Source organism: Segeticoccus sp., assembly GCF_035708005.1.
The window spans coordinates 1-10,151 of record NZ_DASSTI010000165.1 but is presented as its reverse complement, the minus strand read 5'-3'; the positions used below and the strand labels follow the sequence as shown (position 1 = coordinate 10,151).

Here is a 10,151-nt window from a genome sequence, read left to right as displayed (position 1 = left end):
CGGGCATACGTCCTTCCCCACATCGGGCGCCAACGTCTGCAGGCCATCCGCCCGGCGACGTTGAGCACGCTCTACCGCACCCTGCTGGCCAGCGGTGGGCGTGACGGGAGGCCCTTGTCGGTCCGGACGGTGGAGTACGTGCACGCTGTCTTGCGGAAGGCGTTCCACGATGCCGTGGTCTCGGACCAGATTCTCGGCAGTAACCCCGCCGAGCGCGCGAAGCGACCCCGCAAGCAAGGGTCGGTGAAGCGGCGTGACGTGTGGTCGGCGGAGCAGCTGCGCTCGTTCCTCGTGACGGCCTCGGAACACCGGCTCTCCGCCTTCTACCGTCTGGCGGCCTACACGGGCGCGCGACGCGGCGAGCTGCTCAACCTGACCTGGAACGATGTAGTCCTCGAGGCGCGGACCGTGCGAATCCGAGGGTCGGTCGGCATCGTCGACGGGAAGCGGGTGGAGGGCACCACCAAGGGTGGCCGCGAGCGGGTGGTCAGTATCGACGCCGGCACAGCCGAGATCCTCGGCCAGCATCTCGAGCGACAGCAGGCTGACGAGGAGCGTGCCGGTGGCTCCTGGGTGACCGGCGACTGGGTCTTCCGCATGGAGATCGGCGCACCGCTGTTCCCGGACACGGTCACGGCGCTCATGGCCAAGCTCGTGCGCCAGCACAACCAGGAGGCCAAGGAGAAGGGGCGGCCGGAGCTGCCGCCCATGCGCCTGCACGACCTGCGCCACGTGCACGCCACCCTTCTGCTGAGGGCGGGCGTACCGGCGCATGTGGTTGCCAGTCGGCTGGGGCACGCAGACCCGGCCATCACGCTACGGGTCTATGCCCACGTCCTGGAGGACCAGGCGTCGGAGGTAGCACAGGTGTTCGCCAAGGTGATGGAGGGCTGAGCGGTGGGACCTGCTGTTAGCAAAAGTGTTAGCAAATCGCCGGTACACAAACAGGTCGGCTGCCGGTGTACCGGTGCTGACCTGCGGGTTTGCTGGTGGCCAGGGGCGGGGTCGAACCGCCGACCTTCCGATTTTCAGTCGGACGCTCGTACCAACTGAGCTACCTGGCCTCGGTGGTGCGACTTGTGCCGGTCCGCTGGACCGGCACAAGTGAGCGACCCCGACGGGACTCGAACCCGCGACCTCCGCCGTGACAGGGCGGCGCGCTAACCAACTGCGCTACGGGGCCTTGATTCGGCTCAAGGCCTGCTTCTTGCGTATCCCCAACGGGATTCGAACCCGTGCTACCGCCGTGAAAGGGCGGGGTCCTAGGCCGCTAGACGATGGGGACCGGTGAGACGCCGCTCGTGCGGTCCCTCGCCGCCAAGCGTGCAGCAGCTCGGATCCGTCGAGGACGTCGGAAAGCATACGGGACGGCTCACGCAATCTCCAAAGTGGCCATCCGCGGCGGTCCACGTCACGGGTTGGCCCAGGTCAGGAGCCGCTCGAGGGGCCACGTGTTGACGATGCGCTCGATCGGCACGCCGAGTCGCCGGGCCCGCTCGCAGCCGTACTCCTGGAAGTCCAGCTGGCCCGGCGCGTGGGCGTCGCTGTCGATGGAGAACAGGCAGCCCAGCTTCAGCGCCAGCTCGATGAGGTGGTCCGGCGGGTCGGACCGCTCGGGCCGGGAGTTGATCTCGACGGCGACGTCGTGCTCCGCGCACGCCCGGAACACCTGCTCGGCGTCGAAGGTGCTGCGCCGGCGCACCCCGCGCTCGCCGGTGACCAGCTGCCCGGTGCAGTGCCCGAGCACGTTCGTGCGCCGGTTGCGCACCGCGCCCACCATCCGGCGCGTCATGGCCGGGGCCGCCATCGACAGCTTGGAGTGCACCGAGGCCACCCGGACGTCGAGCCGGCCCAGCATCTCCTCGCTCTGGTCGAGCCCGCCGTCGTCGAGGATGTCGACCTCGATGCCCTTCAGCAGCCGGAACCCGTCGCCGAGGTGGGCGTTCACCGCGTCGATCACGCCGAGCTGCTGGGTGAGCCGCTCCGCGGAGAGACCGCGCGCGACCTTCAGCCGGGGGGAGTGGTCGGTCAGCGCGACGTAGTCGTGCCCGATCTCCATCGCCGTGGCCACCATCTCCTCGATGGGTGACCCGCCGTCGGACCAGTCGGAATGGCAGTGCAGGTCCCCCTTGAGCGCCGCACGCACCTCCTCCCCGCCCGGCGCGAGCGGCGCGGCCGCCTCCCGCTCGAGCTTGGTCAGGTATGCCGGGATCTCGCCGGCCAGCGCGTCCCGCACCACCGCTTCGGTCGACTTGCCGATGCCCGGCAGCTCCTTGAGCGTGCCGGCGGCCGCCCGCTGCTGCAGTTCGGCCCGGTCGGTCGAGAGCACAGTGCTCGCCGCCGAGCGGAACGCCTTGACGCGATAGGTCTGCGCACGGGTCCGCTCGAGCAGGAACGCGATCCGCCGCAGCGCGTCCACCGGTTCGATCGCCATGTCGCGGACGCTACCGGAGCCGTTCGCAGGGTGGGCCGTTCGCGGCGACTCGAGGCACGGCATACCGGCTCGAAAGGCGACCGACGACCTCGTCTGTGGCGTTTCGGGGCCCGATCCGGCGCCGACACGCCACGGACCAGGTCGTTGGTGAGATTGCAAAGAAATCATTGCAAAGAGTTCTGTGCGGTTCTATCGTCGTCGGTATGACGGATCAGTCGCCCCCGCCGGCCGAGGCACCTCGGCACTCGTGGCACCCGGACCCGCAGCGGGACGTCGTCGTCGACGGTGGGGTGCTGCGGGCCCTGGCGCACCCGCTGCGCAGCAAGCTGCTGGCGCTGCTACGGCAGTACGGCCCGTCCACCGCCACCGCCCTCGCCGAGCGGCTCGGCGTCAACTCCGGCGCCACGAGCTACCACCTGCGCCAGCTGGCCGAGGCCGGGCTCGTGGTGGAGGACGCCGAGCGCGGCAACGCCCGGGAGCGGTGGTGGAAGGCGGCGCACCGCAGCACCTACTTCGACGAGAAGCTGTTCGAGAGCGAGCCGGAGCTCGCGAGCGCCTTCCTCGGCAGCGTGGCGCAGGGCCACGCGCAGAACATGGCACTCGCCATCGAGCAGATGCCCACCATGTCCGAGGACTGGCGCGCCGCGGTCGACCTGTCGGACTTCGCGTTCCACCTCACCGCCGCGCAGCTGAAGGAGATGCTCGAGCAGATCCGGGAGGTCCTCGACCGCTACCGCACCGACGAGGATGACCCCCAGCCCGAGGGGGCCCGCCGCGTCGTCGTGCAACTGCAGGCGTTCCCCCAGGAGGGGAGATGAGCACGGCCATCGACGTGCCCGTGCGTTCCAAGCGGCCCTTGGTGGCGTTCCTCGTCGCCAACGTCGTCTCCATCAGCGGCACCCGGATCAGCGCCATTGCGATCCCCTGGTTCGTCCTCACCACGACCGGTTCAGCGACCAAGACCGGCATCGTGACGGTCTTCGAGATGACCCCGCTGGTGGTGATGAAGGCCCTCGGCGGACCGCTCATCGACCGGGTCGGCCCGCGGCGGGTCAGCGTCCTCGGTGACCTGGCGAGCACCGGGCTGGTCGGCCTCGTCCCGCTGTTGCACTGGTTCGGCCTGCTGAGCTTTCCGGTGCTCCTGGCCCTGGTCGCCGTTGCCGGCGCGGCGCGGGGCCCTGCCGACACCGCGAAGGGCACCCTCGTGCCCGACATCGCGGCCTCCGCAGGGGCGCCGGTCGAGCGGGTCACCGGGCTCGAGAGCAGCACCGACCGGACCGCGACGATCATCGGCCCGGCCGTCGCGGGCGTGGTCATCGCGGCGATCGGTTCCGCGAACGCACTGCTGCTGGACGCGTTCTCGTTCGCCGTCTGTGCCGGTCTGATCGGGCTGTTCGTCCCGGCCCACCGCCGCGCTGCGGACTCCGGCGCCGAGGGGGAACGCACCTACTGGCAGCGGCTTCACTCCGGGTGGCAGTTCCTGGCCCGCGAGCCGCTGATGCGGGGTATCACGGTGATGATCTGCATCACCAACCTGCTCGACGTCGCCTTCATGTCGGTCCTGCTCCCGGTGTGGGTCAAGAGCCACGGCTACGGCCCGACCGAGCTCGGCCTGGCGGGTTCGGCGTTCGGGCTCACCGCCACCGTCGGCGCGCTCCTGGCGGCCGGGGTCGGCGAGCGGTTGCCGCGCCGGCTCGTCTACCTCCTCGGCTTCACCATCTGCGGTGCGCCGCGCTTCGTCGCCATGGCGTTCGACTCCCCGATGTGGGTGCTGCTCGTCGTCCTGGCCGCGGGCGGGTTCGGCGCCGGGTTCATCAACCCGATCCTGGGGGCCATCTACATCGATCGCACACCCCAGGAGCTGCTCGGCCGGGTGCTCGCGTTGAGCGAGGCGCTGGCCTGGGGCGGGATGCCGGTCGGTGGCGTGCTGGCCGGGTTCGCCATCGCCGGAATCGGTTTGGCGCCAGCGCTGTTGGTTGGCGGCGCGGCATACTTCCTGGCGACCACGGTGCCCGGGTTCCTGCCGCAGTGGAAGGACATGGACCGTCGCCGGGACCCCACTGGCTCACGCGTCAGTCCGCCGCCGCCGGCGCCCGTCGAGTCCACTCCTCAGCGCTGACGAGACGGGTTGGCCGCTCAGCCGTCGGACCACGTGTCGTACACGCTCGCCACCCGGGTCGGCCACGCCGAGGCGGGCAGCAGCTGCAACCGGTCGGCGAGCCGGTGCAGGGCCTGTCTCACCGCCCGGTCGGGCAGCCCGCCGCTGTAGCCGACCAGTGCCACGATGCCCGGCCTCGGCTGCCAGGCGAGCGTGAGGCTGCCACCGCCAACCGGGGAGAACACCGCCGGGTGGCCGTGCACGCGGCCGGCCGGGTGGTCGTCCGTGGCCGCGTAGAGCTCGTCCTCGAACTGCGCGCCGTCCTGCACTGCCGCGTAGACGAGCCCGCCACCGAAGGTCTCCTCCTCCCCGACCTGTTCGGCGGCGTAGCGAATCTCGCGGGTCAACGGCGGGCGGTACCAGTCGATGCCGCCGCCCACGATCGTCATCCCGGGCGGTGCGGAGAGGTGGAGGTAGTCGTCCTCACCGAGGCGCAACCGTGCGGCGAGCGCTGCCAACCGGGCCCGCCCGAGGTCCCCGCACACCCGCGCGTACTGGTCGCCCACCCGCACGAGCACCTCGCGGGGGGAGGTCCAGGCGAGGTGATGCCGGTCTCCGGGAAGGGCCAGGTCCGTGCCGGAAGGATCCACCGGAAACGTCACCACCGCGCCGTCGTGACCGAGGGTGCCGCTGCTCGCATCGCGCAGCACCCACGCCCACGGTCCGTCCGGCACCGCGTTGCAGTCCCAACGGTTCAGGCCCGATCCGGCGCGGCGGTCCACGCCCCGAAAGGCCAGGGCGGGCACGCTGACGTCGCAGGTCGGCCGGCCCGAGCCGTGCCGCTGCCCCGGCGACAGTGACGCGCCGGACGGTGCCGGCGAGGGGGTCGAGCCGCGCTGCGGAGTCCGCGACGGGGTGGTTGGCGTCGCCGACGCCGGGTGCGTCGCGGTGGCCACGGAGCCGCCTCCGCCACGGGCCATCCACGAGGCGACTCCTCCGAGGGCGAGGGCCACGACGAGAAGGGCGACGACGGCATACAGGCCCCACGGTCGCCGGTAGCCGCCACCGGTGACCTCGACGTCATCCTCCTCCTCATGGGGCATTGCCGAGCTCCCAGCGGTCGAATCCGACCACGACCGTGCGGGCCGCCACCGCGTGCAGCACCCCCGCCGGCGCGGTCACCGTGACGGTGCCGGGCGTGCGGTAGCCGACGAGGGCGGTGATCCCGGGCTCGAGCTCCCAGGCCAGCACCACGTAGTGGTCCGACCAGCGCGAAACCACAGCAGGGTGACCGTGCACCGTTCCCACCGGCTGGGCACCGGCCCGGAGGATCCGGTCCTCGACCTCGGACCCGGACGTCACACGGGTGAACACCGTGGCGCGACCGAGCCGCTGCCGCAGCCCGACCGCCCACGCGGGGTACAGCGCGGTGCGGTCGGCGACCCCGTCGTAGAGCGCCTGGTGGCTCACCGCTGTGCCGGCCACGCGATCGAGCTCCAGACCGCCGTAGGAGTCCAGGCGGAAGGCGAGGGCGAGCCGGGCCAGCGTGCGCTGAGGAAGGTCGCCGCGCACGAGGGCATCCTGCCCGCCCACGCGCCACGCGACGCCACCGTCGAACCACCAGCCGCGCAGGCCGTCGTGGGTCCGGGCGGGGCCGGCCCCCTCGAGCGGCGGCGCCACCGGGTAGGTGAGCACCGCGCTGCGGTGCCCCAGGAAGCCGCCGGGCACGTCCCGCACGACGATGCTCGACGGAGCGACTCCGGGCGAGCACACCGTGCGCGACTGCGTCTCGCTCGCCGTCGAGTCACGCAGCAGGAGTCCCGGCACCTCGTGGTCGCAGCTGGCCCCGGCGTTCTGCCCCTGGACGGAGCGATTCCGGTCCGTGGGAAGCCAGCCGTCGCCCACCAGCGGCGGCGGCTCGGCCGACAAACGGTCGAACGGCGGCGCCGGGCGGTGCGACGCCACGGGATGGGACGACGACGACACGGACGGGCTCGGAGCGGCCACGGGCGCCGCGGGCCCGGGGTGCCCGAACTTGACCGCCACACCGACGGCCACCGCCACGACGAGGAGCGCGGCGACGGCATACAGGACCCACGGGCGCCGGTAGCCACTCCCGGTGACCTCCGCGTCATCGCGGTGACCCTGCATCTCCTCAGGGTAGGTGCGCGGGCAACGGCAGGAGGTTGGAAGACTGACCGCCATGACGGCATACGAGGCAGCTGGTGACCGGTACGACTCCATGACCTACCGCCGCTGTGGGCGCAGCGGATTGCAGCTCCCGGCGATCTCGCTCGGGCTGTGGCACAACTTCGGCGAGGACAAGCCGATGGACACCCAGCAGGACATCCTGCGACGGGCGTTCGACCTCGGCATCACCCACTTCGACCTGGCGAACAACTACGGCCCGCCGTACGGCGAGGCGGAGCGGCACTTCGGGCACTTCCTGCGCGAGGACTTCGCGCGCTACCGCAACGAGCTGGTCATCTCCACCAAGGCCGGCTGGGACATGTGGCCCGGTCCGTACGGCGAGGGCGGCTCCCGCAAGTACCTGCTCAGCTCGCTCGACGACTCCTTGGCGCGGCTGGGGCTGGACTACGTCGACATCTTCTACTCGCACCGGTTCGACAAGGACACGCCCGTCGAGGAGACCATGATGGCCCTCGACCAGGCCGTGCGGTCCGGCAAGGCGATGTATGCCGGGATCTCCTCCTACTCGGCTGCGAAGACCCGCGAGGCGGCCACCATCGCGCGGGACCTCGGGACGCCGCTGCTGATCCACCAGCCGTCCTACTCGATGCTCAACCGCTGGATCGAGCAGGGCCTCCTCGAGGAGCTCGAGCAGCAGGGCATGGGGTGCATCGTCTTCAGTCCGCTGGCGCAGGGGCTGCTGACCGACCGCTACCTCAACGGGATTCCCGAGGACTCACGCGCGGCGCAGGACAAGTCGCTGCTGCCCGAGCACCTGGACGAGTCGATCCTGAAGCACGTGCGCGCCCTCAACGAGGTCGCCCGGCAGCGGGGTCAGTCGCTGGCGCAGATGGCGATCGCCTGGGCCCTGCGCGATGCGCGCGTGACCTCCACCGTGCTCGGCGTCTCGTCGGTGAAGCAGCTGGAGAACAACGTCGCCGCGCTGCAGAACCCGTCGTTCACCGAGGAGGAGCTGGAGGCGATCGACAAGGACGCCGTGGAGTCGGGCATCAACCTGTGGGCGTCGGTCACCGAGGAGTGAGCGCGAGCTCGGGCTCCCGTGGTGCGGGTGCCGCGGGAGCCCGGCGCAGGCGCGCCGACTGCACGCGGCCCGCGGCCGATCCCGCGAGCAACGTCGCGAAGATGCCGGCGGTGACCGTCACGGCGAAGGCGGGGGTGTGGCCGCCCCAGTCGGCCAGGCGTCCGGCGATGCTCGAGCCGAGGGCGTAGCCGGTGCCGGTCGTCGCCGCAAGTGCGGTCATGGCCGCGCCGGTGCGCCCCGGCGGAGTGATCCGCTCGCCGAGGGTGAACACGGTGATCATGTAGGGCGCGATGCTGAAGCCCAGCACGAGCAGCGTGGCTGAGAGGGACCCCAGCCCCTGGACGAGCAGCAAGGGAAGCGCGAGGAGTGCCTGCCCCAACGCGAAGGCACGCCAACGGGTTTCGTAGGCAATGCGGTCCGGGACCATGGCCATGCAGAGGCCCGCGACGACACTGCCCACGCCGAGCAGGGCGTGCAGCAGTCCGGTCAGGCCGGGTACTCCCGCGCTGGTGGCGAGAACCGACGTGCCGGTCTGCACCGAGCCGAAGATCATGCCCACCGAGAGCTGGGCGAAGCAGAGCGCGACGAAGGCGCCGGTGAACAGCCGGCCCGCCCCTGTTGTCGCGCCGCGTCCGGACCGGCGTGTCAACAGGGCGCTTGGATGCACCGCGAACAGCGTGCCGAACACCGCCAGCAGCACCGCCGCGGTGAGGAGCGCGGGAGCCGGTGCGAGCACCGTGGCGACGAGGCCGACCAGCGCCGGGCCGAGGACGAAGGACGCCTCGTCCGCGGAACCCTCGTAGGAGAAGGCAAGGTCGACCAGGCGCCGGTGGTCGGCCATCCCGCGCATCATGGGGCGCCAGCGGACGCGGGCGAGCGGGCCGACCTGTGGCATGAGCAGCCCGGCGACAGCGGCGCCCACGGCCTGCAGCGGCCAGTCAACGCCGTGCAGGGCCAGGGTGACCAGCGCCACGAGGGCCGCGGCGCTGCCGAGGGACTGCGCGAGGACCACGCGCCGCTGCCCGAACCGGTCGGCCAGCGAGCCGGCGACCGGGGCGCCGACGGCGTTGGCGACGGCGAGCGCACCGGCCGACACCCCGCCGGCGCCGTAGCTTCCGGTCGAACCGGCGACCAGGAGCAGAGTGCCCAGCTGGCTCATCGCCAACGGCAGCCGGCCGAGGAAAGCCACGACGACGAAGCCGAGGCCGGACAGCGCGAACAGCCGTCGGTAGGACGCGAGGGGTGACAAGGAGTCTCCGGGTTCGTTTCAGTGCGCGTCTTCCCACCCAACAGACGCGCCGCAGCCCTTGAACGACTCCAGTTTACCGGTCCCGCAGGTGTGACCTGCGTTTCAGCCGTTCGGTGGATGGTCGCACCCGTCGCCGGCCGGTCAGACTTGTGCCACACCGCCGATCCCTGCCCCCGGGACACCCGTGCGTGACGACGTGGGTCGGCCCTGCCCCACGGAGTTTGCTCGCATGAAGAAGTCCGCCCGCTGGGCCGTCGGGATGGCGACAGCCGTTGCCTGCGCCGTCGGCACCGGTGCCCCTGCCCTCGCTGCTGCCCCGGTGACCCCTGCCTCGGCCACCCTCCCGGTCACCGTCCAGGCGCAGTCCGGGTCGTCCACGCCGACCGGCTCGGACGCCCAGCTCCAGGCCGACCTCGACGCCCTCCGGGCGGCACTGCCGGACGGGTGGCAGGCCAGCGTGGCCGCGGCCCGGGCACAGCTCGGCGACTCGTCCTGGCGCGCAGTGCGCGACCAGGCGCTCGCCGCGTCGTCGTCGGGGACCTGTGCGGCCACGGCGCTGACCGATTACGTCCAGCAACAGCAGGCCGCGGTCACCAACGGTGTCGTCGCGGCCTTCCTGGCCGAACAGGGAGTGCTGGACCTTCCCGCCCTGTATGCCCTCTACTTCGAGACGGACACCACACCGCAGTACTTCGGGGCGGACGGCGGTCGCACCACCGAGCTGACCCACGAGATGCGGGACCTCAAGCGCTTCTGGGACGTCAACACCGCGGACGTCCAGCTCGTCGCGATGCACGGCGACTTCTTCGACCACCCCGAGAAGGTGGCGCGGGTGGTCGCCGTGCTGGTGGGATCCACACCGCAGGATCCCCACGTCGTCGGTCTGGCCACTTTGCTCAGCCAGCTGGTGCAGCAGGCCGGACTGGACGGCAGCCCGCTGCTGACCCTCAATGCCTCGTCCGCGCCGGCGCAGCCCGGCCCCGACGGAGTTACCCCCCCGAAGATCGTGATCGGCGACGGGATGCTGCAGGCCCTCGACGCCGTCGGCCTCGGCGACATGGGGCCGCGGGCCGTCCTCGCCCACGAGTTCTCCCACCAGGTGCAGTTCGACGACGGAATCTTCGACGGCACGCATCCG

At 71.5% G+C, this 10,151-nt stretch carries 9 protein-coding genes and 3 tRNA genes; 5 read left to right on the top strand and 7 right to left on the bottom strand.

Features of this window, described 5'->3' with window-relative positions:
* Positions 1-894, top strand: an 894-nt coding sequence (locus tag VFL99_RS15790; RefSeq protein ID WP_325107311.1) for a tyrosine-type recombinase/integrase, incomplete at its 5' end; no start/stop codon positions are given.
* 93 nt (positions 895-987) lie between these two features.
* On the opposite strand, the gene VFL99_RS15785 is transcribed toward VFL99_RS15790, so the two are convergent.
* The 4 genes from VFL99_RS15785 to VFL99_RS15770 all read right to left on the bottom strand — a co-directional run bounded on the left by VFL99_RS15785 (position 988) and on the right by VFL99_RS15770 (position 2,434).
* Positions 988-1,064 (bottom strand) — tRNA-Phe (locus VFL99_RS15785).
* Positions 1,065-1,109: 45 nt separating this feature from the next.
* Positions 1,110-1,183 (bottom strand) — tRNA-Asp (locus VFL99_RS15780).
* A 29-nt stretch (positions 1,184-1,212) separates the two neighbouring features.
* A tRNA-Glu gene (locus tag VFL99_RS15775) sits at positions 1,213-1,285 on the bottom strand.
* Positions 1,286-1,411: 126 nt separating this feature from the next.
* Positions 1,412-2,434, bottom strand: a complete 1,023-nt coding sequence (locus VFL99_RS15770) for a PHP domain-containing protein (RefSeq protein WP_325107310.1) — start codon at positions 2,432-2,434, stop codon at positions 1,412-1,414.
* A gap of 203 nt (positions 2,435-2,637) precedes the next feature.
* Here VFL99_RS15770 and VFL99_RS15765 point away from each other — a divergent pair, with 203 nt between their 5' ends.
* Positions 2,638-3,252: an ArsR/SmtB family transcription factor gene (locus VFL99_RS15765; protein WP_325107309.1), complete on the top strand. Its 615-nt coding sequence runs from the start codon at positions 2,638-2,640 to the stop codon at positions 3,250-3,252.
* Positions 3,249-4,553, top strand: a complete 1,305-nt coding sequence (locus VFL99_RS15760; protein WP_325107308.1) for an MFS transporter — start codon at positions 3,249-3,251, stop codon at positions 4,551-4,553. The genes VFL99_RS15765 and VFL99_RS15760 overlap by 4 nt, the downstream gene beginning before the upstream one ends.
* A gap of 17 nt (positions 4,554-4,570) precedes the next feature.
* Here the strand turns inward: VFL99_RS15760 and VFL99_RS15755 are convergent, their stop codons facing one another.
* Complete coding sequence (locus VFL99_RS15755) at positions 4,571-5,635, bottom strand: hypothetical protein (RefSeq protein WP_325107307.1); 1,065 nt, start codon at positions 5,633-5,635, stop codon at positions 4,571-4,573.
* Complete coding sequence (locus tag VFL99_RS15750; protein ID WP_325107306.1) at positions 5,625-6,683, bottom strand: hypothetical protein; 1,059 nt, start codon at positions 6,681-6,683, stop codon at positions 5,625-5,627. Before VFL99_RS15750 ends, VFL99_RS15755 begins: the two co-directional genes overlap by 11 nt.
* 52 nt (positions 6,684-6,735) lie before the next feature.
* Between VFL99_RS15750 and mgrA the strand changes: the two genes are divergently transcribed.
* Positions 6,736-7,764 (top strand): L-glyceraldehyde 3-phosphate reductase, encoded by a 1,029-nt coding sequence (gene mgrA / locus VFL99_RS15745; RefSeq protein WP_325107305.1) that lies wholly within the window; start codon positions 6,736-6,738, stop codon positions 7,762-7,764.
* On the opposite strand, the gene VFL99_RS15740 is transcribed toward mgrA, so the two are convergent.
* The gene (locus VFL99_RS15740) at positions 7,751-9,013 is read right to left on the bottom strand and encodes an MFS transporter (RefSeq protein WP_325107304.1); all 1,263 of its coding nucleotides are present in this window, start codon (positions 9,011-9,013) and stop codon (positions 7,751-7,753) included. The genes mgrA and VFL99_RS15740 overlap by 14 nt on opposite strands.
* Positions 9,014-9,242: 229 nt before the next feature.
* Between VFL99_RS15740 and VFL99_RS15735 the strand changes: the two genes are divergently transcribed.
* On the top strand, positions 9,243-10,151 hold a 909-nt coding region (locus tag VFL99_RS15735; RefSeq protein ID WP_325107303.1), incomplete at its 3' end, for a M48 family metalloprotease.